The sequence below is a fragment of the Streptomyces alboflavus genome, assembly GCF_000716675.1.
Classification (GTDB): Bacteria; Actinomycetota; Actinomycetes; order Streptomycetales; family Streptomycetaceae; genus Streptomyces; species Streptomyces alboflavus.
The window spans coordinates 15,374-39,175 of the sequence record NZ_JNXT01000023.1; the positions used below are offsets into that span (position 1 = coordinate 15,374).

Consider the following 23,802-nt stretch of genomic DNA (forward strand, 5'->3'; position numbering starts at 1 on the left):
CGGACGGGGAAATGCTTCCCGCCGCCGATGCCGTGGCCCCCGGAGACTGATGGGGTGGGGGATGTGCAAAGCCGTACCCCCCAGGGCGCCGAACCCGGCCCGAACCGAGCAGACATCGAATCCAGCCTGAGCGTGGCGCTGGCCTCGGTGATGGCCGGCGCGCGCCGACGGGCCGTGCGTGACGGGGACCGGCAGGTCGACACCGCGCATCTGCTGCACTCGCTCCTGGAGCAGGAGCCGCCGGTACGGTCCGTCTTCGACGGCGGCCCGCAGGTCGCGCGGCTGCTCGGCTATCTCGTCCAGCGCAGCATCGGCTACGGACTGCAGTGGCAGGGCACCGTCGAGGACTCCGGGGCCGTGCCGTTGGTGGCCGCGGCCAAGGAAACGGTTCTCTCGCCCGCGGCCGCCGGTGCCATGGAGGCCGCGTCCGACCGCGCCACGCTGCGCGGTCAGGCACAGGCCGAGGGCGTGGACCTGCTCGCGGCCCTGGCCGCCGACGCCGAGTGCCGGGCCGTGGAGGTGCTGCGCCGCGCGGGCGTGGACGTGGACGCGCTGCTCGTGCGCATCGAGAGCGAGTGCGAGACGGGGCGCGAGTCCGGCTGGTGAGCCGAGGGCCCGCTCGCAGGGCTCGATGACCTGGGGTGCCGGGGTGCTTGAGGCCCCCGTGGGTGCCCGCTGTCCGCCCGTTGAGACAGTGGTCAAAGAGAGTGACGGTCATGACCTCGCCTGTCATCATGTGCCGGTGCTTGGGTCTGAGGAGAAGTCGCAGGGGAACCCGCAGGGGCGTGCCGGGGGCGGGCGGGGGCTCGGTCTCGGCCTCGCGCTCCTCTCGGCGTTCGCGTTCGGCGGCTCGGGTGTCGCGGCCAAGCCGCTGATCGAGGCGGGCCTCGACCCGCTGCACGTGGTGTGGCTGCGGGTGGCGGGCGCGGCCCTGGTGATGCTGCCGGTCGCCTGGCGCCACCGCGCGCTGGTGCGGGAACGGCCCGCGCTGCTCGCGGGCTTCGGGCTCCTCGCCGTCGCCGGCGTACAGGCCTGCTACTTCGCCTCGATCTCCCGCATCCCCGTCGGCGTGGCCCTGCTCGTCGAATACCTGGCGCCCGCCCTCGTCCTCGGCTGGGTGCGGTTCGTGCAGCGCAGGCCCGTCACCAAGGCCGCCGCGTTCGGCGTGGTCCTCGCCGTGGGCGGGCTCGCCTGCGTCGTCGAGGTGTGGTCGGGCCTGAGCTTCGACACCGTCGGACTGCTGCTCGCGCTCGGTGCCGCCTGCTGCCAGGTCGGCTACTTCGTCCTGTCCGACCAGGGCAGCGACGCGGGTGAGAAGGCACCGGACCCGTTCGGCGTCATCGCCTACGGACTGCTCGTCGGCACGGCCCTGCTCACCGTCATCGCACGCCCCTGGGGCATGGACTGGCAGGTGCTCGCAGGGAGCGCCGACATGGACGGCTCCGCGGTGCCCGCCTGGGCCCTCATCGGCTGGATCGTGCTCATCGCCACCGTCGTCGCGTACCTCACCGGAGTCGTGTCCGTACGCAGGCTCTCGCCGCAGGTCGCGGGCGTCGTGGCATGCCTCGAAGCGGTCATAGCGACCGTGCTCGCCTGGGTCATGCTCGGCGAACAGCTCTCGGCGCCGCAGCTCGCCGGGGGAGCCGTCGTCCTGGTGGGCGCGTTCATCGCCCAGTCGGCGACACCCGCGAAGACGGAGAGCTCCGTGGTCCGCGTCTCAGACTCCGAAGAGGAGTTGTCGACGAGCGGCACCGCCGCCTAGGGTGGCGATCATGCACGCACGAGCGCTCGTCCTTCCGCCTCCCGCCGCCTAGCGCGCGGGCCTCCCACGGATCACGCCCGGCCATCGGCCGGGTGGACGGTGCTGCCCGCAGACGCCAGTCAAGGACCTGCGTCACCGGGCTTCGCGGCTTCTTCTTCCGAGCCAGTCCACGCACCCACAGCTCTGTACGGGTGCCGGTGCGCCCGTGACGCGGTCTTCCTCCTGAACCTCTGCGGAGAATTCCACGTGTCGAGCGTGTCAAGCATGTCGAACGCGTCCACCGCGTCGACCGATTCACCTGCCGCCTCCGGTCTTTCCGTCCGGCGCGGCCTCCTGTACCTGGGCATCGCCGGTGCCGCCTGGGGCACCGCCGGGGCCGCCGCGTCGCTGGTCTTCTCGGCCAGCGACATGGGGCCCGTCGCCCTCTCCTTCTGGCGCTGCGCCGGAGGGTTCCTGCTGCTCCTCGGCGCACGGCTCGCGCGGCCGCGCCGGGGCGCGCGCTCCGGATCCGGTCTGCCGCTTCGCCGCCGGGCGCTGCGGGTCACCGCCCTCGGTGTGGCCCTCGCCGTCTTCCAGACCGCCTACTTCGCCGCCGTGGAGGCGACCGGGCTCGCGGTCGGCACCGTCGTCACGCTCGGCGCGGGGCCCGTCCTCATCGCGCTGGGCGCCCGTCTCGCCCTGGGGGAGCGACTCGGGCTCGGCGGGAGCTGCGCGGTGGGCGGCGCGCTCGCCGGGCTCGCCGTGCTGTTCGTCGGCGGCGGGGACGCGGCCGTACGTCCCTGGGGAGTGGCCTTCGCGCTGGTGTCGGCGGCCGGGTACGCCGTGATGACGCTGCTGACCCGGTGGTGGGGGCGCGACGGCGGGGCGGACTCCTCCGGCGACACGACGATGTGGTCCTTCGCCGTCGTGTCGGTGTGCCTGCTGCCGCTCGCCGCCGCCGAAGGCCTCGTGCCGCACACGGCCGAACCCGCGCGCGTGCTGGCCTGCTTGCTCTACATCGCCGCCGTGCCGACGGCGCTCGCGTACGCGCTGTACTTCGCCGGAGCCGCCGTCGTCCGGTCCGCGACCGTCTCCGTGATCATGCTCCTGGAGCCGGTGAGCGCGGCCGCCATCGCCGTCGCCCTGCTCGGGGAGGAGCTGAACGCGGCGACCGTCGCGGGCACCCTGCTGATGCTCGCGGCGGTCACGGGGCTCGCGGGGGCGGAGGCGCGAGGGGCCGCGCGCGGGCGGGAGGAAGGGGCGTGACGCGGTAGCGGGGGGGCGGGGGTGCGCCGCGCCCCCGCCGGCCCTCGCTCCTCCCGCCCGCCTGCGGCTACTTCGCTGTACGCCCGCCCAACTGATGGGCCAGCGCGGCCGCGTCACGCGGGCCGCCGCGCTCCTTCAGGCCCGCCGCTATCCGGTCCTGCACCTCCAGCGGCTTGTGGTGGGCGTACTTGAACTTCGCCTGTACGTCGACGACGTCGAGGGACACCCCGCGGATGCCGGAGAGCAGCCTGCCGAACGGCTCCTCGCCCACGGCCGTCGGCGCCGAGCCGCCGTCGGGCTGGAAGTGGCCGGCCTGGCGGTTCAGAAGCTCGGCCTTCGCGGCGGGGTCGTCCACGATCCGGGCCGTGCAGTGGAGCTGGACGGCGGCGTAGAAGCTGGTCGGCACGCCGTGCTCGGGCGGGGCCTGTGGGGCGGCGCCCCATGGACCCGGCACGAAGACGTAGTCGTCGACCACGCTCAGGACGACGTCCGGGTTCGCCTCCAGGGCCGCCCACAGCGGGTTCGGGCGCGCCAGGTGGAGCAGGACGCGGCCGCGCGGGCCGGAGTCGGCGTCGTACACGAAGTGGGTCGGCTGGAGGTGCGGCGGCTCGCCGGGCAGGCCGTTCACGGCGAGCTGGCCGAAGTCGTGCTGGGCCAGCCATCGTTGCCACTCGGCGTCGGAGGCCGGTGCGTCCCAGGGATGGACCAGCATCACCATGTCAGGCCTCTGGCAGATAGTCGGGCACGGCGATGTCGGGGGCGAGGTCGTCCGACGGGATGACGGGGTCGTAGCCCTTGCGCAGCGGGACGACACCGGACCAGTAGGGCAGGTCCATGTCCTCCGGCTCGTCGTTCGGGGCGCCCGTGCGCATCTTCGCCGACACCTCGTCGAGGTCCAGGTAGAGCACGGCGGTCGCGGCCAGCTCCTTGGCGTTGGCCGGGCGGGAGTCGGCGGAGCGGCCCGGCACCACGTGGTCGACGAGGGCGTCCAGGGCGGTGCGCTTCTCCTCGGGGTCCGTGACCTGCCGCGCGATGCCGTGCACCACCACGGAGCGGTAGTTGATCGAGTGGTGGAAGGCCGAGCGGGCCAGGACGAGACCGTCGACGTGAGTGACCGTCAGGCACACCGGAAGGCCCGGATCCGCTTCGCTGTCCGCAGTGGCGCCCGCCATCCGCAGGGGCCGCGACCCGGTCGAGCCGTGTACGTAGAGCCGCTCGCCGACCCGGCCGTACAGCGTCGGAAGGACCACGGGGGCGCCGTCGCGCACGAAGCCCAGGTGGCAGACGTACGACTCGTCCAGTATCGCGTGCACCAGCTCGCGGTCGTATGCCGCGCGGTCGCGGGACCGCGTGGGGACGGTGCGGTCGGTCGGGGTGTAGGGGGCGCCGGCCGGCGCGGCCGGCTGCGTCGTCGTCTCCATGGCCTTCTCCATCGCTTCGCAGGGTGCTGCGGTCGGGGTCATCTTGCTGCGCCTTGCGGACGCTTTTGCACTAGTGCATAATGTGCTTTGTGCTAGGAGACTATCCGATCGAGGGGCGCGGCGCAGCTGAGATCGCGTCGAGCGTAGAGCGCGCGGTGAGCGGCGGCGCGCTGGAGCCGGGTCAATCGCTGCCTCCGATGCGGGAGTTGGCGGTGCAGCTGGGCGTCAATCCCAATACGGTCGCGGCCGCCTACCGCACGCTGCGCGAACGCGGTGTGATCGAGACGGCGGGTCGGCGCGGCAGCCGCGTGCGCAGCAAGCCCGCCACGACGGCCCGCGACTACGTCCGCCTCGACGTGCCGCCCGGCGTGCGCGACGTGGCGAGCGGCAATCCGGACACGGCCCTGCTTCCGCCCCTGGCCGGGGCGTTCGCGGCGGCCGCGGCGCAGTCGGACCGCGCTCCCGCGCTGTACGGGGAGGCGCCGGTGCTGCCGGAGTTCCAGCTCCGTGCGCGTGCGGCGCTGGACGCGGACGGGGTGCCGGACGGGCCGGTCGCCCTCGCGTCCGGGGCCCTTGACGCCATCGAGCGGGTGCTCGCCGCGCGCCTCAAGATGGGCGACGCGGTGGCCGTGGAGGACCCGGGCTGGGGGAGCGTGCTCGACCTCGTGTCCGGGCTCGGGCTCCGGCAGGTCCCGGTGCGGGTGGACGACGACGGGCCGCTGCCCGACGACGTGGAGCGGGCGCTGAGGTCCGGCGCGCGGGCCCTGGTCGTCACCAGCCGCGCGCAGAACCCGACGGGGGCCGTCATCGGCGCCGCACGCGCGCGTGCCGTCCGCGAGGTCCTGGCCGCGCACCAGGACACGCTCGTCGTCGAGGACGACCACGGGCACGGCATCGTCGACCTGCCGCTGCACACGCTGTCGGGCGCCACGCGCGCGTGGGCCTTCGTCCGCTCCACCGCCAAGGCGTACGGCCCGGACCTGCGGCTCGCCGTGCTCACCGGGGACGCGGAGACGGTCGACCGGGTGCAGGGGCGGATCAGTCTGGGCCCCGGGTGGGTCAGCAAGGTGCTCCAGCGGGCCGTGGTGCGCCTCTGGGAGGACGGGGCGGTGGACGCGCGGGAGGTGGCGGCGGCGTACGGGCGCAGACGTGACGCGCTGATCGACGCGCTCGCCGCGCGCGGGGTCGCGGCGCGCGGCCGCAGCGGGATGAACGTGTGGGTGCCGGTGCCGGACGAGACCGGCGTGGTCGCGAGCCTGCTGCACGCGGGCTGGATGGTCTCGCCCGGCGCGAGGTACCGCCTCGACTCGCCTCCCGGGGTGCGGATCACCGTCTCGACGCTGTCCGGCGACGACTTCGAGGCGGTGGCCGAAGCGGTCGCGGCGGCTGTCGGTCCTGTGCCTGCGCGGAGATACGGGAGATACGGCTGAGGGGGCCGCGCGGAGGCCGGGCTGAAGGGGGTCGGGAGGGCGCGGGGGCGCGAGGGTGCGTTACGTCCCCCGGCGAGCCCTCGTCCCCTGGGGCGTGCGAGCCCGTGGCCTCGACTGGGTGAGTGCCGCGCCCGCCAGAATGACCACGGCCCCCACGGGCGTCGTCCACGTCAGCGACTCGCCGAGGACCGCGACCCCCGCCGCCGTCGCGATGACCGGCACGAAGTACGTGACCATCTGCGCCGTCGTCGGGCCGACCTCGGCGACGATGCCGTACTGGATCAGGAACGCGATGCCCGTGCCGAGCGCGCCGAGGGCGACGATCGCGAGCAGCGGCACCATCGGGAGGTGGGACGGCATGGACGTGAACAAGGGGGTCACGACGGCCAGTTCGAGCGTGGCCACGAGCAACTGCGCGCCCGACAGGGAGAGGTTCGAGTGGCCCGAGCCCGCCAGCGTGCGGCGGACGTAGATCCAGCCGATCGGATAGCTCAGCGAGGCGAGCAGTGCCATCGCCGTGCCGCGCGGCTCCAGGTCGCTGAAGCCCTGCCAGGCGCCGAGCACCGTGAGCACCCCGACGAAGCCGAGCGCGAGCCCCGCGACCCGGCGCCGCGTCGGGCGGTCCTCGGAGAGCGCCGCGAGCGAGAGGACCATGCCCCACAGCGGCGACGTCGCGTTGCAGATCCCCGCGAGCGTCGAGGGGATCGTCAGCTCGGCGTAGGCGAAGAGGGAGAACGGCAGGGCGTTGAGCAGCAGGGCCGCCACCGACAGATGGGCCCAGGTGCGCGCGGAGCGCGGCAGCCGCTCGCGCTTGACGACCAGGACCGCCGCGACCACCGCCGTGCCGAAGAAGAGCCGTCCGAAGGTGACCTGGAACGGGGCGTACCCGTCCGTGCCGACCTTGATCAGGAGAAAGCTGAAGCCCCAGATGAGGGACAGGACGGCGAAGCGGATGCGCCAGTCCAGGGCACGGCGCCCGGCGGACTCCCTGGATGTGGTGGACACGGCGTGTGTGCCGGGCGTGGTGCGTGGGTCCGACGGGGTGGTCGGCTCGGGGACGGACGTCGGCACGGAAGGGGCCGCGGAGGTGCTCATGAACGCCACCTTCGGGCATCCGACGTCTTAGTACAAGCGAGATTTCTTGCCCGGTATCGCGTAGCATCGCTTACATGTTGAACCTGGAGCGCCTGCGGACCCTCGACGCCCTCGCCCGGCACGGATCGGTGAGCGGCGCCGCGGCGGGCCTGCACGTCACCACGTCCGCCGTCTCCCAGCAGATGACCAAGCTGGAGCGGGAGGTGGGCCAGCAGCTGCTCGCGAAGAACGGCCGCGGCGTGCGCCTCACCGACGCCGGACGGCTGCTCGCCGAGCACGCGGCGCGCATCCTCTCCCAGGTCGAGCTGGCCCAGTCGGACCTGGAGCGGCAGCGCGGCCAGGTGGTCGGCGAGCTGCGCATCTCCGCGTTCCCGACGGCGATGCGCGGACTCCTTCCTGCCGCGCTGTCGTCCCTGCGCGTGCGCCACCCCGGCCTGCGCGTCGGCGCCCAGGAGCTTGAGCCGCAGCAGGGGGTCAACGGCGTGGTGCGCGGCGACCTGGACCTGGCGGTGGTCCTGGACTGGTACAACAAGCCGCTGCCGGTGCCGGACGGCCTGATGAAGGCGCCCCTCATCGACGACCCGGCGGACGTCGCGATGCCCGTCGCCCACCCGATGGCCGACCGCGCCGAGGTGGACCTGGAGGACTTCGCTGACGACGAGTGGATCACGTGGGCGGAGGGCGAGTTCTGCCACGAGTGGCTGATGTTCACGCTCCGCGCGAAGGGCTTCGAGCCGCGCATCGGGCACCGCGCGGAGGAGCACCACACCCAGCTCGCGCTGGTCGCCGCGGGGCTCGGGGTGTGCGTGGCGCCGCGGCTCGGCCGTGACCCGATGCCGGCGGGCGTGCGCACGGTTCCGGTGCGGCACCGGGTGCGGCGGCATGTGTACGTGGTGTGGCGCGCCGACGCCGACCGGCGGCCGTCGATCCGGGCGGCGGTGGAGGCGCTGCGGGTGGCGGGGGCTGGGCTGGGGTGAGGGGGCTTCGGGCGGCTGGGTGGGGGTGCTCGGGGCGGCCCGGGTCGGCGCCTAGAGCCGCGCCAGCTTCCGGAAGTCCCACGAGGCGATCGCGTCCGGCGTGAGCCGGAGCCACGCGTGCCGACCGTCGTGCACCATCTCCTCCATACCGAAGTTCTTGCGGGCGAACAGCCTCTCCGGCAGGTCGAGTTCGGGGCGCGGCTCCCCGGTGCGCGGCACCTCGCCGATGACCTCCGCCGTGCCGGTCAGCTCCACGCCGCGCAGCTCCCCGTACTGCTCACCGGCGTCGACGACCACGGCGACGCGCGGATCGCGGCGCAGCTCGGCCCAGCGCTTGCTGCGCGTGACCGAGTACAGCCACAGGGAAGTGCCGTCCCACGCGAACCACAGCGCGCTGACGTGCGGGGCGCCGTCGGCGGACACCGTCGCGATGCGGCAGGTGCGTTCGGCGGCGAGGAAGGCGTCCACCTCGTCCGGCGTCATCATGATCCGGCGACCGCGCCGCTGTGTGGTGGCCATGCGTCGTCCTCCCGTTGCGTAGTCGGCGTCCCCGTGCACAACTGACTGAGCGTCAGAGAAGCATGAGGCGTCTTCCTTCGTGACGCAATGCCGGTTAGCCTCCCGCGGACCGCGATCTCCGCCCACGGGGCACCGGGCCCCGCAGGCGCGCCGCACCGGTCGGCCCGTGGTCCGCGACAGGGGGAAGCATGCCGTCGTACGCACAGCTCAAGGAGATCGTCGACCCCGCGCACACCGTCCTGATGACCGTCGAGTGCCAACAGGGCGTCGTCGGGACCGACAGCGCGCTGCCCGAACTCGCCAAGGAGGCCCGCTCGTCCGGCGCGCTCGGCAACGTCGCCCGGCTCGTGCACGCCGCCCACACCGGCGGCGTCCAGGTCGTGCACGCCGTCGCCGAGCGCCGCCCCGACGGACGCGGCGCGAACCGCAACGCGCGGCTGTTCCGCGCCGCCGAACGGCTGCCCGTGCAGCAGCTGTCCGGCACGACGGCCGTGCGAATCGCGCCGCCGATCGAGGTCGCGGAGGAGGACTTCGTCGTACGCCGCCTGCACGGCCTGTCGCCGATCGCGGGCACCGACGTCGACGCGCTGCTGCGCAACCTGGGCTGCCGCACCCTGGTCGTGACCGGCGTCTCGGCCAACGTGGCGATACCGAACGCCGTCTTCGACGCGGTGAACCTCGGCTACACCGCCGTCGTGCCCGCCGACGCCATCGCGGGCGTCCCCGCCGAGTACACACCCGCCGTCGTCCAGAACACCCTCGCCCTGGTCGCCACCGTCACCACGACGGATGAGCTCCTGGGCGCATGGCAGGGGCCGCGTCGCTCCGGGTGAGTCCCCGGAGCGATTGAAGATCTTGCCGCCGCCCACGGGAATGTCCGCCGTCCTGGCGAGCACGGCACCGCCGCCCCCGCCTCCCTCTTCCTTCTCCGAGGCCTCACCGGCGGGCTCCTCCGACGAGCTCTTGTCGTCGTCCGAGCCGCAGGCGACGAGCGCGGCGGCCAGGCCCGCGGCACCCACCGCGGCGACGACGGTGCGACGGGTGGGGCTCGGGGATCCGGCGGGGTTCGGTGAGGTGCTCAGGCAGAGGCCTGAAGGGCGTGCGGGGAGGGGGGTGGTGGGGCTGTCCGCCGTCGGCAGGAGCGGCGCGGCGGTCTCGGCCCTGTCTTCCCTGGAAGCAGTCATGCCGGATGGTACGGACGGCGGCGCCGGGTTGTTCAGGCGTTCAAGGACTTTTTCAGGAAGTCGAGCTCCAGATTCAGCAGATTGGCCGCAACGTCCTCCCGCGCCACCAGATGGCTCGCTCCGGGCAGCGGCAGGACCGTGTGCGGTCGCCCCGCCGCGAGCAGCGCCGACGACAGGCGCAGCGTGTGCACCGGCAGGACGTTGTCGTCGGACAGGCCGTGGACCAGCATCAGCGGACGCGACAGGCGGTGCGCGTGCGCCACCAGGGAGCAGCGTTCGTAGTGCGCGGGCTGTACGTCGGGGTGCCCGAGGAAGCGCTCCTTCCAGTGGGTGTCGTAGAGCCGCAGGTCCGAGGGCGCGGCCCCGGCCACCGCCGCGTGGAACACGTCAGGACGGTGCAGCACCGCGCCCGCCGCGAGATACCCGCCGAAGGACCAGCCACGGATGCCCACCCGCTTCAGGTCGAGGTCGGGAACCAGCTCGGCCGCGGCCCGCACCGCGTCCACCTGGTCGTCGAGCACGGGCGTCAACTGATCGCCGTACACCTCGTGTTCCCAGGCCCGCCCGCGCCCCGGCGTGCCCCGCCCGTCCGCGACGAGCACCGCGAAGCCCTGCTCGGCGAACCACTGGGCGACGACCGTCCACCAGCCGCGCGCGTGCACCACGAGCTGCAGGGAGGGACCCGCGTACGGACACAGCAGGACCGGCAGCCTCCCGGAGCCCTGCTCGTGCCACGACGGCAGGAACAGCATGCCGCGCACCGCGCGCTCGCCGAGGGTGAGGTGACGGGGCTTCGGGTTCACGACGGGCTCTTCGGAGAGCACGGCTATCCGCCCCACAGGGCGCCCGCCGCGCAGCACCGTCACCGTGTGCCCGTCCGGGGTCCTGCTGTCGAGGACCACGGTGTCCCCGCCGACGGCGGCCGTGTGCACGCCCCGACCCTGACTGAGGCGCACCGGCGCGGCGGTGCGGACCGGGCCGTCCGGCTCACCGCCCGCGGAGAACGACCAGACGTGCGTCTCCGTGGGCTCCTCCGACGCCGTCAGCCACACCCGGTCGCCCGTGGTGGCGAGCACGCTGCGCACCTGCAGCCCTGGAGGCGTCTGCGTGCTGCCCGCGCACAGGCCCGCCGTGTCGGGGTCGACGAGCCGGTGCAGCACCGGCGTGCCGTCGGCGAGGCGGGCCGGGGTGCCCGGAACGAGGTCCAGCCACGGACTCTCGTGCTGCTGGTCGACGAGGCGGCACTCGCCGCTCTCCGGGTCGACCTCCAGGACGCACGCCGTGCGCTGGTCACGGGTCTGGAGGGTGACGAGGGGACCGTGCGCGTCCCAGGAGACCCGGGGGACGTAGTCGAAGGCGGTGTCCGTCCACGCGGGCTCCGCGTCGTCCCGCGCGGGCGCCGAGGTGTGCGGGGTGTGCGGGGTATGTGAGGTGTGCGAGATCTGTGAGGTGTGCGAGATGCGTGAGGCGTGCGAGATGCGTGAGGCGTGCGAGGCCTGCTCCGGTGCCTTCGTCGGCGTGCGGACGGCGACGCGCGAGCCGTCCGTCCGCAGGAGGTGCAGGGTCGTCTCCGCGTTGTCGGTGCCCGCCGCCGGGTACGGCACCGAGCGCGGCGGCCGCTCCGGGCGCTCCGGGTCGGAGAGCCACCAGCGCTGTACGCGTGCGGTGTCCACGCGGGCGACCAGCAGGGCGTCGCCGTCCGGCGACCACCAGAACGCCCGGTGCCTGTCCATGGATTCGGCGGCGACATGATCCGCGAGGCCGTACGTCACCTCCTCGCCCTCCGGCTCGGCCAGGGCCCGGTCGCCCGTGCCGTCCGCGCCCACCACGCGCATCGCGCCCCGGCTGACGTACGCGATGAGCGAGCCGTCGGGCGAGGGGCGCGGGTCGACCACGGGGCCCGGGGTCCCGATCCGGCGCGGCGCGCCGCCGTCCGTGCGGACCGTCCACAGGGCGCCCGACACCGCGAAGGCGACTACGCGCGCGTAGGTGTCGGTGGCGAAGGACACCACTCCCTGGGATGCCTCCCGCGCGCGTTCCCTGCGCACGCGTTCGGCCTCGGGCACCGGCCCTGAGGCGCCGAGCGCGAGCGGATCCGCGAGCATGCGCTCCGCCCCGGACACGGCCTCACCCCCGGACTCGCCCGCACCCCGGGACCCGTCCTCGCCCCCGGACCCGCCCGCACCCCGGGACCCGTCCTCGCCCCCGGACCCGCCCGCACCGCCGGACCCGCCCTCGCCCTCTTCCCCCGCCTCCGCCCCGACTTCGTACAGCCAGAGCCTGCTGACCGGGTCGTCGCCCGCCGTCGAGCGCACGAACAGCACACGCGCGCCGTCCCGCGACACGGTGAAACCGCGGGGCACGCCGAACGCGTAGCGGTGGGTGCGGGCGAACTGGGTGGGGAGGTCGGGGGAGTTCATGGGGTGACTGTAGGCACCACGGGGGCGCTTCGGCAGGGGGTGGGCGAGGGCTCCGGGGGAGCCGCGGGAGGGGCGGACCTCGGCAGTAACCTGGGGCGATGCTCACCGAAGTCACCGCCGTCCGGTACGTCACGCCGCTGCGCGAGGGCGGATCGCTGCCCGGGCTCGTCGAGACCGACGACGGCCGCGGCGCCCACGCGACGTACGTCATGAAGTTCACGGGCGCGGGCCAGGGCCGCAAGACGCTCGTCGCCGAGGTGATCTGCGGGCGCCTCGCCGACCGCCTCGGGCTGCGCGTCCCCGGGCTCGCGGGCATCCGGCTCGACCCGGTCCTCGGCCTCGGCGAACCGGATCAGGAGGTGCAGCAGCTCCTGAAGTCGAGCGGCGGCCTGAACCTGGGCATGGACTACCTGCCGGGAGCCCTCGGCTTCGACCCGCTGGCCTTCGAGGTGGACCCGCTGGAGGCCGGGCGCGTGATCTGGTTCGACGCGCTGATCAACAACGTGGACCGCTCCTGGCGCAATCCGAACCTCCTGGTGTGGCACGGCGACGTCTGGCTCATCGACCACGGCGCGAGCATGATCTGGCACCACAACTGGCCGACCGCAGCGGCCGCGGCCGGCAAGCCGTACGACGCCACGGACCACGTCCTCGCCCGGTACGCCCCCGACCTCGCCGCGGCCGCCGCCGACCTGGCCCCCCGGGTCACCGCGGACCTGCTCGCCGAGGTGACCGCCGACGTCCCCGACGCGTGGCTCACCGACGAGGCGGGCTTCGACACGCCCGACGAGGTGCGGCGCGCGTACGCCGAGACGCTGCTCCCGCGCGCGGAGAGCATCCACGAACGCATCACCCTGGAAGGCGCCGCGAAGTGACCGAACCGACCGAGCCGAACCGTGCCCCCGCGCGGGACGTCACCGAGCCCCACGGCGCCCCCGCGCGGGACGTCTTCGAGTACGCGCTGCTGCGCGTCGTGCCGCGCGTGGAGCGCGGCGAGCAGTTCAACGCGGGCGTCGTGCTCTACTGCCGGGCCAAGTCCTACGTGGCCGCCCGCACGCACCTGGACGAGGCGAAGCTGCACGCCCTGGACCCCGGGGCCGACGCGGCAGGCGTGCGCGCGGCGCTGTCGGCCGTCGAGGGCGTCTGCGCGGGCGGCGCGGCGGCCGGGCAGGCGGCGGGCGACGACGCCGGGCGGCGCTTTCGCTGGCTGATCGCGCCACGCTCCACCGTGGTCCAGCCGGGGCCGGTGCACACGGGCCTGACGTCCGACCCCGAGGCCGAGGTGGAGCGCCTGGTGGAACTGCTGGTGCTGGGGCCTGCCTGACCATAGGTCGGGGCCGACCGGTTCGGGGCCCGTGGGAGACGTAATGAGTCACAGTGGCCGGGGGGCCGTTGACACCGGGTGTCAGGGCTTCTAGCGTCTCGTCTGCTGAAGGTACTAAGCGGTCGCTCACCTGGGAGTGTGCCGCGACACCGCACCTCCAGAGGATCCGCACGGCATGAGAGCCGCACCCCAAGGGCGAGGAGAGCCAGCATGTCCACCACTGAGCAGCGCGTCGCGGTCGTGACCGGAGCAGCGCGAGGCATCGGCGCGGCGACCGCCGTCCGGCTCGCCGCCGAGGGCCGCGCCGTCGCCGTGATCGACCTCGACGAGGCCGCCTGCAAGGACACCGTCGCGCAGATCACCGCCGCCGGTGGCAAGGCGATCGCCGTGGGCTGCGACGTGGCCGACGAAGCCCAGGTCGAGGCCGCCGTCACCCGGATCGCCGCCGAGCTCGGCGCGCCCACGATCCTGGTCAACAACGCGGGCGTGCTGCGCGACAACCTGCTGTTCAAGATGAGCGCGAGCGACTGGGACACGGTCATGAACGTGCATCTGCGCGGCGCGTTCCTGATGTCTCGCGCCTGTCAGGCGCACATGGTGGACGCGGGCTTCGGCCGCATCGTCAACCTCTCCAGCTCCTCCGCGCTCGGCAACCGCGGCCAGGTGAACTACGCGGCGGCCAAGGCGGGCATGCAGGGCTTCACCAAGACGCTCGCCAAGGAGCTCGGCAAGTTCGGCATCACCGCCAACTCCGTGGCGCCCGGCTTCATCGCCACCGAGATGACCAAGGCCACCGCGGAGCGCGTCGGCATGGGCTTCGAGGACTTCCAGGCCGCGGCCGCCACCCAGATCCCGGTGCAGCGCGTCGGCACGCCGGAGGACATCGCCAACGCCATCGCCTTCTTCACCGGCGACGCGGCCGGATTCGTGTCCGGGCAGGTCATGTATGTGGCCGGCGGACCGCTGAACTAGCGGCCCGCCCGACAGGCACCGGATCAAGCGCAAAGGACCAGGACAGATGGCAGTGCAGGACAGCGGCAAGGCGGCGCTCATCACCGGAGCGAGCCGCGGCATCGGCTACGGCATCGCGGAGGCGCTGGTCGCCCGCGGCGACCGCGTGTGCATCACCGGGCGCAACGAGGACGCGCTCAAGGAGGCCGTGGAGAAGCTCGGCGCCGACCGCGTCATCGGCGTCCCGGGCAAGGCCCACGACGAGGCCCACCAGGCGGTCGCCGTCGAGCGCGCCATGGAGGCGTTCGGCCGCGTCGACTTCCTCATCAACAACGCCGGTACGAACCCGGTGTTCGGGTCGATGGCCGACATGGACCTGAACGTGGCCCGCAAGGTCTTCGAGACCAACGTGATCTCCGCGCTCGGCTTCGCCCAGCTCACCTGGAAGGCCTGGCAGAGCGAGCACGGCGGCGCGATCGTCAACATCGCCTCCATCGCGGGCGTCGCGCCCTCGCCGTTCATCGGCGCGTACGGCATCAGCAAGGCCGCCATGGTCAATCTGACCCTGCAGCTGGCGCACGAGTTCGCGCCGAAGGTGCGGGTCAACGCCATCGCCCCGGCCGTGGTCAAGACCAAGTTCGCGCAGACGCTGTACGAGGGCCGCGAGGAGGAGGCCGCGGCGGCCTACCCGCTCGGCCGGCTCGGGGTGCCCTCCGACATCGGCGGCGCGGCGGCGTTCCTGACCTCCGAGCAGTCCGACTGGATCACAGGTCAGACGCTTCAGGTCGACGGCGGGATGTTCCTCAACGCGGGCGTCGGCTGACGGAACCGGACATCGGTCACCGGATCCGGAGGAACCGTGAGGAAGACCTGGATTTCCGTCCGTACGTGATGTTCTCCCGCATGAAGTGCCCCGTCGGTGAGCCTGGTTGGCACGGCGGGGCACTGCGGTATGGTCTGCCGATCCATGGCACGGCAGACCGAGGAGCGTGCACGTGTTCAGAAGAGTTTCCCCGCGTCGTCGGCGGCCGGTCACCCTGCTCGCGTCACTGTCCCTCGTCGCCGGCTGCGGGGTGCTGTCCTCCGAGGGCTCGGACGACGGGGACACCGTCACCGTCGGTACGACGAGCGCGCCGAGCACCCTCGATCCGGCCGCGGCCTACGACGGCTCGTGGGAGCTGTACCGGAACATCTTCCAGACGCTCCTGAGCTTCCCCTCCGGCGCCACCGAGCCCCAGCCCGACGCGGCGGAGCGCTGCCGCTTCACCGACGGCAGCAGCATGATCTACACGTGTACGTTGCGCGCGGGCCTGAAGTTCTCCGACGGTCACCCGCTGGACGCGCGGGCCGTGAAGTTCTCCTTCGACCGGATGCGGCGCATCGACGTCAAGGGCGGTCCGGCCGGACTTCTGGGCGCGCTGCGGACCGTGCAGACCAAGGGGGACCGGACCGTCGTCTTCCGGCTGCGCAAGCCCGACGCCACGTTCCCGTTCGTCCTCGCGACCCCCGCCATGTCGATCGTCGACCCGCGCGAGTACCCGGCCGACAAGATACGCGAGGGCGACGAGATCAACGGCTCCGGGCCGTACACCCTGAAGTCCTACCAGGCCGGTGACCGGGCCGAACTCGCCAGGAACAGCCACTACGAAGGCGCGGCCGAGCACAAGAACGACGCCGTGACCATCCGCTACTTCCGTGACTCCGACGCCATGGTCGAGGCACTGCGTGACAAGGACCTCGACGTCACCTTCCGCGGTCTCGCGGCGCGGGACATCGTGGCGCAGCAGGGTCCGGACAAGGAGAGCGACATCCGGCTCGTCGAGGGCGCGGGCACCGAGATCCGCTACCTGGTGTTCAACCCGAAGGACCCGTGGGCGCGCAAGCCCGCCGTGCGCAAGGCCTTCGCCCAGGTGATCGACCGCGGCGCGATCGCCCACAAGGTCTACAAGGACACCGTGGAGCCGCTGTACTCGATGGTCCCGCGCGGTGTCACCGGGCACGGCACGGGCTTCTTCGACACCTACGGCAACCCGAGCGTGACCAAGGCGCGGCGGATCCTTGCGGCGGCGGGCATCACCGAGCGCGTACCGCTCACCCTCTGGTACACCACGGACCGCTACGGCTCGGCGACCGCGCCGGAGTTCGCCGAGATCAAGCGCCAGCTGGAGGCCTCGGGCCTGTTCGAGATCACCGTCAAGGGGCGGCCGTGGAAGGAGTTCGACGCGGCCTACAAGCGCGGTGAGTACCCGGTCTTCGGGCGCGGCTGGTTCCCGGACTTCCCGGACGCGGACAACTTCATCGCGCCCTTCGTGGGCGAGCGCAACGTCCACAACCTGCCCTACCCGTCGCGGGAACTCACTGACGACCTGCTGCCGCTCTCGCGCCGCGAGGCCGACCGGAGCAACGTCGTGGACCAGTTCGAGCGCGCCCAGCGGATCCTCCTCGACGACGTGCGGCTGCTTCCGGTGTGGCAGGGCAAGCAGTACGTCATGGCGAGCGAGGAGATCTCGGGCGCCGAGCGGGCCCTCGACCCCTCGGCGATCATGATGATGTGGGAGCTGGGGCGCAAGACGAGCTGGTAGGCGGCGCCCGCCACGCGGGTGCGGGGCCGGGCGGCGGTCCGGTGGCGGGGGATTGTCAGTGGCCGCCGGTAGGTTCTGTGGTGCAGAACTGAACGCACCCCGGAGGTTGTTGACGTGACCGACATCGCCATGCTGCCCGCGTCCTGGCGCGGAGTCCTCGGCGAGGAACTGCAGAAGCCCTACTTCAAGGAGCTCACCGAGTTCGTCGAGGAGGAGCGTGCGAAGGGGCCGGTCTTCCCGCCGCGCGACGAGGTGTTCGCCGCGCTGGACGCCACGCCGTTCGACGAGGTCAAGGTCCTCGTCCTCGGCCAGGACCCCTATCACGGCGAGGGCCAGGGCCACGGCCTGTGCTTCTCGGTCCGCCCCGGAGTGAAGACCCCGCCCTCGCTGCGGAACATCTACAAGGAGATGAAGGAGGAGCTCGGCCACCCCGTGCCGGACAACGGCTATCTGATGCCGTGGGCCAAGCAGGGCGTGCTGCTCCTGAACGCGGTCCTGACGGTCCGCTCCGGCGAGGCCAACTCGCACAAGGGCAAGGGCTGGGAGAAGTTCACCGACGCCGTGATCCGCGCGGTGGCCGAGCGGCCGGACCCGGCGGTCTTCGTCCTGTGGGGGAACTACGCCCAGAAGAAGCTGCCCCTCATCGACACCGAGCGGCACGTCGTCGTCAAGGGCGCGCACCCCTCGCCGCTGTCCGCGAAGAAGTTCTTCGGCTCCCGCCCCTTCACACAGATCGACGAGGCGGTGGCGGCCCAGGGGCACGAGCCCATCGACTGGCGCATCCCCGACCTGGGCTGAGCAGGCGGGAGCGCCCCGCCTCGCACCGCGCCTGACCGCGATTGTCAGTGGTGGCCGCTAGCGTCGGAACCGACTCGTGGGGCCGACGGCCGGACGGCGGCCGCCGGCCCCACGGCGGACGAACGACCGACGGATCGACTGACAGCTGACGACGGACTGACGTCGGACCTGCCGCGGGGCCCCGCCCGGCCCGCGGCACGTCCGGCGGCGCGGAGGGCGACGCGGTGGCGGAGCGGCAGGAACAGACGACGGACGACGAAGACGCCATGATGACCCGGATCGGGCAGGCGGTCATGCTCCAGCACGCGGGCGACCGCGAGGAGGCGAGGACCCGCTTCCTGGTGCTCTGGTCGGAGATCGGCGAGGAGGGCGACGCCCTGCACCGCTGCACCCTCGCGCACTACATGGCCGACACCCAGGACGACCCGGCCGACGAACTGGCCTGGGACCTCAGGGCGTTGTCGGCGGCCCACGAGCTGACCGACGAGCGCGTCGGCGCCCACCACCAGTCCCTCGCGGTGCGCGGCTTCTACCCCTCGCTGCACCTCAACCTGGCGGCGGACTATGTGAAGCTGGCCCGCCCCGAGGCGGCCCGCAGCCATCTGCGACTGGCCCGCGGCGCGGTGGGCGCGCTCGGCGACGACGGCTATGGGGACGGCATCAGGGCAGCCCTTGACCGGCTTGAGGCGCAGGTGGGGGAGGGGGCGGTCGAGGAGTAGCGGATCGCCTGGGGCGGGTGGGGCCAGCACGGGGGCCGGGCAGGCTCGGTCGGGGGCACGTCCCGGACGCGGGCACCGACGTGGGCACGCCCCGGACGCGGGCACGCCGCGGTCGGCTCAACGCCCGTACGCCGCCCGGCAGATCGCCGCCTCCTTGCTGTCCGGCTCCCAGCCCCCGTGGGCGCGGCCGAGGACGCACAGGTCGACCTCCACGAGGGCGGGCGGCGGCGCGTCGGACCGGGGTGCCCGCTCGTCGTCGCGGGCGGGGGCCTGAGGGCGGCCGTCCTGATGGTGCGGGGGCGGGTCGAAGCTCCCGCTGTGCCTGCCGTGCTCGCGGGCGGTGGCGTCGTCGGTGGGCGAGGGGGAGGGCGACGCGGTCGAGGGCCGGTCGGACGGGGTGGCCTGCGCTCGCGGGAAAGCGGTGCGGGACGGTGTGTCCGCCGGGCCGCCGCGCTCCAGCGAGTCGCGCGCCGGGTCCTGCACCGCCCGCGGGGGCCGGCCCGACGGTGCCCGGGCGGGCGTCGCCGGGCCCGCCGACACCGCGCCCCGGCCCGCCGCCCCCCGCTCCACCCCCATGCACCCGGATAGCGCAAGCACGGCCACGGACGTGGACACAAGGAGCACCGAGGCGGTCGTCGATCGCTGCACCCGCGCCACTCTGCTGCCCCCGGCGTGCCCCGGGGCGCCGAACGCGTCCGCATGCCCCGCACGGGTGACCCCCGCGCGCCGCCCCGGCCAAAGCCCCGCCCTACACCGCTCCCGCCCTACACCGCTCCCGGCCTACTCCGCTCCCCGGCCTACTCCGCTCCCCGCGTGTCCCCGTCCAGCATCCCCCGCAGCAACTCCGTGAAGCCGTCCCGCAGTTCGGCCATCGTCGGCGTCGTCGCGTGGTACGAACCCGCGACGCACGAGAACATCATGCCGTCGCACCAGGCCACCAGGGACAGCGTGTGCCGCTCCGGCTCCTTGGAGCCCACGGCGACCATCAGCTCGCGCAGCGGCTCCCGGAACTGGGCGCCCGCGGCGTCGTAGTACGAGCGGAGTTCGGGGCGCCGGGTCGCCTCCAGGGCCAGTTCGTAGCGGGACAGGAGCAGGCCGCGGTGGTCGTCGCCGGTGAGGAAGCGGTGCAGGGCCATGGCGAGGCCGGAGATCAGGGTGTCGCGGTCGCCCGCCGGGTCGGGCAGCTCGCTCGGGGTGAGGACGTCGTTCTCGCGCTCGGCCTGCCGCCGGACCGCGGCCTCCAGGAGGGCGAGCCGGGTGCGGGCGTGGTTCGACGTCGAACCCGGAGGGAGCCCCGCCGCCTCGTCGACGGCCCGGTGGGTGAGGCCGCGCATGCCGCGCTCGGCGAGCAGGGAGAGGGCGGTGTCGGCGATGAGTTCGGTGCGGGCTGTCCCCGTGGCACGTACAGGCATGTGGCCCAGCCTACCGGTTTCACTACAGGTGTAGTAGCGTTTGGGTGTGGGCACTACACCTGTAGTTCTCCGTGGTGCCGCCTGTGCCAAGTACGCGCGCGACAAGGAGAGATCATGCCCGGAACAGCGAAGTCTCCCGAGCTCCACGCCGTCGTCATCGGCGGTGGGATCGGCGGTCTCACCGCGGCCATCGGCCTGGACAAGGCCGGATGGCGGGTCACGGTCCTGGAGCGCGCCGAGTCCCTGGAGCCCGTCGGCTCCGGCATCGGCCTCGCGCCCAACGCCCAGCGCGCCCTCGACGTGCTCGGCCTCGGCGACCGGGTGCGCGACCTGGCCGCGTGGCAGGGGGAGGGCGGGATGCGCGCGCAGGACGGGCGCTGGATCGTGCGGACCAGCGCGGCCGCGACGGCGCGGAGGTTCGGCGGCACGCTGGTGCTGCTGCACCGCGCGACGCTGGTCGACCTGCTCGTCGCCGAACTGCCCGCGGACTGCCTGCGCACCGGCGTCGACGCCCGCCTCGCCGACCCCGGCGGCCCCGGCCGAAAGGCGGTCGTCACGACCCCCGACGGCGACATCGAGGCCGACCTCGTCGTCGGCGCCGACGGCATCAACTCCGCCGTCCGCACCGCCCTGTTCCCCGCGCACCCCGCGCCCACGTACACCGGCTTCACCGCCTGGCGGCTCGTCGTGCCCGCGCCGAAGCGCCCCTTCGCGCCGCACGAGACCTGGGGGCGCGGCGGCGTCTGGGGCACCCAGCCGCTCAAGGACGGCCGGGTGTACGCGTACGCCACCGCGCTCGTCCCCGAGGGCGGGCGCGCCCCTGACGACGAGAAGGCCGAACTGGAGCGGCGCTTCGCCCGCTGGCACGACCCGATCCCCGAGATCATCGCCGCCGCCCGCCCCGAGGACGTCCTGCGCAACGACGTGCGCCACCTGATCGACCCGCTGCGCGTATTTCACCGCGGCCGGACCGTCCTCCTCGGCGACGCCGCGCACGCGATGGCCCCCACCCTCGGCCAGGGCGGCAACCAGGCCATCGAGGACGCCGTCGTGCTCGCCCACCACGTGGCACCGGGCGCCGACCTCTTCGCGGGACTCGCCGCGCACAGCGCCGTACGCGTGCCGCGGACCACGGCGATCGTGCGCCAGGCCGCCCGCACCGCCCGCCTCAACCACCTCACCAGCGGCCCCCTGCGGGCGGTGCGCGACACCCTGGTGCGGACGGCGTCCCGGCTCGGCCCGGACATGATCACGCGGGGCTTCGCCGCCATCGCCGACTGGCGGCCGCCCCAGCCCCCGTATGCTGCGGGAACAGGCTCGGGGGCGCAGGAGCGTGAACCGGCACGACGGTAGGGAGACACTGGTGAAGGTCGGCTGCATCGGACTCGGCGACATCGCGCAGAAGGCGTACCTCCCGGTGCTCGCCGCGCAGCCCGGCGTCGAACTGCACCTCCAGACCCGCACCCCCGCCACCCTGGAGCGCGTCGCCGCCGTCCACCACGTGCCGGGGGAGCGCCGCCACACCGCCCTGGACTCCCTGCTCGCCCAGGGCCTGGACGCGGCCTTCGTGCACGCGCCCACCGCCGTCCACCCCGAGATCGTGGGCCGCCTGCTGGAGGCGGGAGTGGCGACGTACGTGGACAAGCCCATCGCGTACGAACTCGCCGACTCCGAGCGCCTCGTGGACCTGGCCGAGGAGCGGAACGTCAGCCTCGCCGTCGGCTTCAACCGTCGCCACGCCCCCGGCTACGCCCAGTGCGTCGAGCACCCGCGCGAGCTCATCCTGATGCAGAAGAACCGCGTGGGGCTGCCGGAGGACCCGCGCACCATGGTCCTCGACGACTTCATCCACGTCGTCGACACCCTGCGCTTCCTCGTGCCCGGCCAGATCGACGACGTGAGTGTGCGCGGCCGGGTCGAGAACGGCCTGCTCGAACACGTCGTGCTGCAGCTCGGGGGCGCCGGGTTCACCGCGATCGGCGTGATGAACCGGCTGAGCGGGTCCACCGAGGAGGTCCTCGAGGTCTCGGGTCAGGACACCAAGCGGCAGGTCCTGAACCTCGCCGACGTCGTGGACCACAAGGGTCAGCCCACCGTGCGGCGGCGCGGCGACTGGGTGCCGGTGGCGCGGCAGCGCGGCATCGAGCAGGTCGTGCTCGCCTTCCTCGACTCCGTGCGCGCGGGCAAGGTGCTCAGCGCGCGGGACGCGCTGGCGAGCCATGAGCTGTGCGAGCGGGTGGTGCGGGCCGTTCAGGAGCAGGGCGCCTGAACGCCCGCGCGCCCTCGGCCGCGCACAGCAGGGCGAGCACGACGAGGGCCGCGTGCACCGGCCAGTCCCCGAAGCGCACGTACGGGGTGGTGCCGGTGGCCAGCGGCACGTCGTACTCGGCGGTGCTCGACGCCGACGTGCCGAGCGGCCGGCCGACGCGTTCGCCGCTCGGGCCGTAGACGGCCGAGACGCCGGTGAGGGTGGCGTGCACCATGGGGCGGCCGGTCTCGGCGGCCCGCACCGCCGCGAGCGAGGCGTGCTGCTGGGGTGCCCAGCTGTGCTGGAACGTCGACGTGGCGGACTGGGCGAGCAGCAACTGCGCGCCCTCGCGGGTGAGGTGGCGGCTCATGTCGGGGAACGCCGACTCGAAGCACACCAGCGGCCCGACGCGCAGGTCCTTGCCCTGCCCCTGGCCCTGGCCGACGGTCATGACGACGGGCCGGTCCCCGCGCCTGCGGTCCTCGCCCGCGGCCTTGCCGACGGAGGTCGCCCAGCCGAGCAGGGAGCGGGCGGGCACGTACTCGCCGAAGGGGACCAGGCGCATCTTGTCGTAGCGGTCGCCCGTCGGCCCGTCGGGGCCGACAAGGACCGAGCTCTTGAAGATGCCCGGCCGGTCCGAGCGGCGCGCGTCGACGTTCACCAGGATGTCGGCGCCGACCTGCCGGGACAGCGCGGTGATCCGCCCGGCCAGATCGGGCCGCTCGGTGAGGTCATGGCCCACGCTGCTCTCGCCCCACACCACGAGGTCCAGATCGCGCCCCGCGAGGGAGCGGGTCAGCTGCTCCTCGCGGGCGAACCGCTGGTCGGCGCTGTCGATGCCGTTCATGACGCCGGGCTGGACGACGGCGACGCGGATGTGGCCCGCGGGCTCGGGGCGCGGGGACCAGGTCCAGGCCGCCGCGGTGGCCGCGCCGACGGCGACGAGCCCCGCGACGGCGGGAACGCGGGCGCCGCGGTGGACGACGAGCACGGCCACTCCCGTGTTCACGGCCACGACCAGGGCGCTGACCAGCCAGACACCGCCGACCGACGCGAGCCGCAGCGCGGGCTCGACCTGCCACTGGCTGGAGCCGAGCAGCCCCCAGGGCCCGCCGAGCCCCTCCCAGGACCGCACCAGTTCCACCATCAGCCAGCCGGACGGCAGCACGAGCAGCGCGGCGGCGACGCGCGCCGGGGCGGGCGTGCCGCCGAGGAGGTGGCGTACGAGCCAGCCCCACGGCGCCCAGAGCAGGCCCAGGAGTGCGGCGATGACCAGCGTGAACACATGCAGACTCGGCAGCAGCCAGTGGTGCACGGCGACCATGAAGCCGAGCCCGCCGAGCCATCCGTCCAGGGCGGCCCGGCGGCCCGTCGGGGCCGAGCGGGCGAGCAGGAGCCACGGCACCAGCGCCACGTACGCGAACCACCACCAGGACGGCGCGGGGAACGCCAGGGCGGGCAGGGCGCCGCAGAGGGCGGCGAGGGCGCCGCGCTGCCACGGCGATGCGAGGTCGACACGCCGCCACGGGGCGGTGCGCTGCCCGGAGGCGGAGCGGCCACCGCGCCGCCATGCCTTCGCGTCCGCCCACCGGGGCACCCAGCGGTGCCGCCGCTTGCTGCCGAGTGTGTCCATGCAGCGCGCCTTTCTGCCCCGATCCGTCCGACGCGGCCCGCGCCCCCCGCCGTCGTACGTTCAGTGTGCGCGTCCCTGACGA

General features: G+C 73.6%; 23 protein-coding genes. 15 read left to right on the forward strand and 8 right to left on the reverse strand.

Annotation, left to right across the window (positions count from 1 at the left end; all coding sequences use genetic code 11):
• The first annotated feature begins 63 nt into the window (after positions 1-63).
• From OO63_RS19185 to OO63_RS19195, 3 genes are all read left to right on the forward strand, one after another.
• Complete coding sequence (locus OO63_RS19185; RefSeq protein WP_051810998.1) at positions 64-606, forward strand: Clp protease N-terminal domain-containing protein; 543 nt, start codon at positions 64-66, stop codon at positions 604-606.
• Positions 607-736: 130 nt separating this feature from the next.
• Positions 737-1,762, forward strand: coding sequence for an EamA family transporter (locus OO63_RS19190; protein WP_051810993.1), 1,026 nt, complete (start codon positions 737-739; stop codon positions 1,760-1,762).
• A 264-nt stretch (positions 1,763-2,026) separates the two neighbouring features.
• Positions 2,027-3,007 (forward strand): DMT family transporter, encoded by a 981-nt coding sequence (locus OO63_RS19195; RefSeq protein WP_030358599.1) that lies wholly within the window; start codon positions 2,027-2,029, stop codon positions 3,005-3,007.
• Between the two features lie 67 nt (positions 3,008-3,074).
• On the opposite strand, the gene OO63_RS19200 is transcribed toward OO63_RS19195, so the two are convergent.
• Both OO63_RS19200 and OO63_RS19205 read right to left on the reverse strand, forming a co-directional pair.
• Positions 3,075-3,719 carry an FMN-binding negative transcriptional regulator gene (locus OO63_RS19200; RefSeq protein ID WP_030358600.1) on the reverse strand — a complete coding sequence of 215 codons (645 nt, stop codon included), beginning with the start codon at positions 3,717-3,719 and terminating at the stop codon, positions 3,075-3,077.
• Between the two features lie 7 nt (positions 3,720-3,726).
• A complete protein-coding gene (locus tag OO63_RS19205; protein WP_030358601.1) occupies positions 3,727-4,440 on the reverse strand; it encodes a pyridoxamine 5'-phosphate oxidase family protein in 714 nt (237 codons plus the stop codon).
• 77 nt (positions 4,441-4,517) lie between these two features.
• On the opposite strand from OO63_RS19205, the gene OO63_RS19210 reads away from it, so the two are divergent.
• Positions 4,518-5,858 carry an aminotransferase class I/II-fold pyridoxal phosphate-dependent enzyme gene (locus OO63_RS19210; protein WP_030358602.1) on the forward strand — a complete coding sequence of 447 codons (1,341 nt, stop codon included), beginning with the start codon at positions 4,518-4,520 and terminating at the stop codon, positions 5,856-5,858.
• 60 nt (positions 5,859-5,918) lie between these two features.
• Here the strand turns inward: OO63_RS19210 and OO63_RS19215 are convergent, their stop codons facing one another.
• Positions 5,919-6,953 carry a DMT family transporter gene (locus OO63_RS19215; protein ID WP_051810994.1) on the reverse strand — a complete coding sequence of 345 codons (1,035 nt, stop codon included), beginning with the start codon at positions 6,951-6,953 and terminating at the stop codon, positions 5,919-5,921.
• A gap of 74 nt (positions 6,954-7,027) precedes the next feature.
• Here OO63_RS19215 and OO63_RS19220 point away from each other — a divergent pair, with 74 nt between their 5' ends.
• The gene (locus tag OO63_RS19220) at positions 7,028-7,930 is read left to right on the forward strand and encodes a LysR family transcriptional regulator (RefSeq protein ID WP_030358604.1); all 903 of its coding nucleotides are present in this window, start codon (positions 7,028-7,030) and stop codon (positions 7,928-7,930) included.
• A gap of 51 nt (positions 7,931-7,981) precedes the next feature.
• On the opposite strand, the gene OO63_RS19225 is transcribed toward OO63_RS19220, so the two are convergent.
• Positions 7,982-8,449, reverse strand: coding sequence for a pyridoxamine 5'-phosphate oxidase family protein (locus tag OO63_RS19225; RefSeq protein WP_030358605.1), 468 nt, complete (start codon positions 8,447-8,449; stop codon positions 7,982-7,984).
• Between the two features lie 188 nt (positions 8,450-8,637).
• Here OO63_RS19225 and OO63_RS19230 point away from each other — a divergent pair, with 188 nt between their 5' ends.
• On the forward strand, positions 8,638-9,282 hold the full coding sequence (locus OO63_RS19230; protein ID WP_031192529.1) for a cysteine hydrolase family protein: 645 nt from the start codon (positions 8,638-8,640) through the stop codon (positions 9,280-9,282).
• Positions 9,283-9,665: 383 nt separating this feature from the next.
• Here the strand turns inward: OO63_RS19230 and OO63_RS19235 are convergent, their stop codons facing one another.
• The gene (locus tag OO63_RS19235) at positions 9,666-12,053 is read right to left on the reverse strand and encodes a S9 family peptidase (protein WP_037631258.1); all 2,388 of its coding nucleotides are present in this window, start codon (positions 12,051-12,053) and stop codon (positions 9,666-9,668) included.
• 98 nt (positions 12,054-12,151) lie between these two features.
• Here OO63_RS19235 and OO63_RS19240 point away from each other — a divergent pair, with 98 nt between their 5' ends.
• From OO63_RS19240 to OO63_RS19270, 7 genes are all read left to right on the forward strand, one after another.
• A complete protein-coding gene (locus OO63_RS19240; protein WP_030358609.1) occupies positions 12,152-12,928 on the forward strand; it encodes a HipA family kinase in 777 nt (258 codons plus the stop codon).
• 86 nt (positions 12,929-13,014) lie between these two features.
• Entirely contained in the window at positions 13,015-13,377 is a 363-nt protein-coding gene (locus OO63_RS19245) for a DUF3037 domain-containing protein (RefSeq protein WP_030358610.1), read from the forward strand.
• A 210-nt stretch (positions 13,378-13,587) separates the two neighbouring features.
• The gene (fabG, locus tag OO63_RS19250) at positions 13,588-14,349 is read left to right on the forward strand and encodes a 3-oxoacyl-ACP reductase FabG (protein ID WP_030358611.1); all 762 of its coding nucleotides are present in this window, start codon (positions 13,588-13,590) and stop codon (positions 14,347-14,349) included.
• Positions 14,350-14,395: 46 nt separating this feature from the next.
• Entirely contained in the window at positions 14,396-15,151 is a 756-nt protein-coding gene (locus OO63_RS19255) for an SDR family oxidoreductase (protein WP_030358612.1), read from the forward strand.
• A gap of 172 nt (positions 15,152-15,323) precedes the next feature.
• Positions 15,324-16,910 carry an ABC transporter substrate-binding protein gene (locus tag OO63_RS19260; protein WP_030358613.1) on the forward strand — a complete coding sequence of 529 codons (1,587 nt, stop codon included), beginning with the start codon at positions 15,324-15,326 and terminating at the stop codon, positions 16,908-16,910.
• Positions 16,911-17,024: 114 nt separating this feature from the next.
• Entirely contained in the window at positions 17,025-17,708 is a 684-nt protein-coding gene (gene ung / locus OO63_RS19265; protein WP_030358614.1) for a uracil-DNA glycosylase, read from the forward strand.
• A gap of 224 nt (positions 17,709-17,932) precedes the next feature.
• Positions 17,933-18,427 (forward strand): hypothetical protein, encoded by a 495-nt coding sequence (locus OO63_RS19270; RefSeq protein ID WP_030358615.1) that lies wholly within the window; start codon positions 17,933-17,935, stop codon positions 18,425-18,427.
• A 117-nt stretch (positions 18,428-18,544) separates the two neighbouring features.
• Here OO63_RS19270 and OO63_RS19275 read toward each other — a convergent pair whose 3' ends face one another.
• The gene (locus tag OO63_RS19275) at positions 18,545-19,075 is read right to left on the reverse strand and encodes a hypothetical protein (protein WP_234311175.1); all 531 of its coding nucleotides are present in this window, start codon (positions 19,073-19,075) and stop codon (positions 18,545-18,547) included.
• A 149-nt stretch (positions 19,076-19,224) separates the two neighbouring features.
• Positions 19,225-19,839, reverse strand: a complete 615-nt coding sequence (locus OO63_RS19280) for a TetR/AcrR family transcriptional regulator (protein WP_030358617.1) — start codon at positions 19,837-19,839, stop codon at positions 19,225-19,227.
• A gap of 114 nt (positions 19,840-19,953) precedes the next feature.
• Between OO63_RS19280 and OO63_RS19285 the strand changes: the two genes are divergently transcribed.
• Together OO63_RS19285 and OO63_RS19290 are read left to right on the forward strand one after the other, a co-directional pair.
• Positions 19,954-21,192 carry an FAD-dependent monooxygenase gene (locus OO63_RS19285; RefSeq protein ID WP_030358618.1) on the forward strand — a complete coding sequence of 413 codons (1,239 nt, stop codon included), beginning with the start codon at positions 19,954-19,956 and terminating at the stop codon, positions 21,190-21,192.
• Positions 21,193-21,202: 10 nt separating this feature from the next.
• Complete coding sequence (locus OO63_RS19290; RefSeq protein WP_030358619.1) at positions 21,203-22,108, forward strand: Gfo/Idh/MocA family protein; 906 nt, start codon at positions 21,203-21,205, stop codon at positions 22,106-22,108.
• Here OO63_RS19290 and lnt read toward each other — a convergent pair.
• The gene (gene lnt, locus OO63_RS19295) at positions 22,032-23,720 is read right to left on the reverse strand and encodes an apolipoprotein N-acyltransferase (RefSeq protein WP_078619225.1); all 1,689 of its coding nucleotides are present in this window, start codon (positions 23,718-23,720) and stop codon (positions 22,032-22,034) included. The two genes, OO63_RS19290 and lnt, sit on opposite strands and share 77 nt — an antisense overlap.
• Between the last annotated feature and the right edge of the window lie 82 nt (positions 23,721-23,802).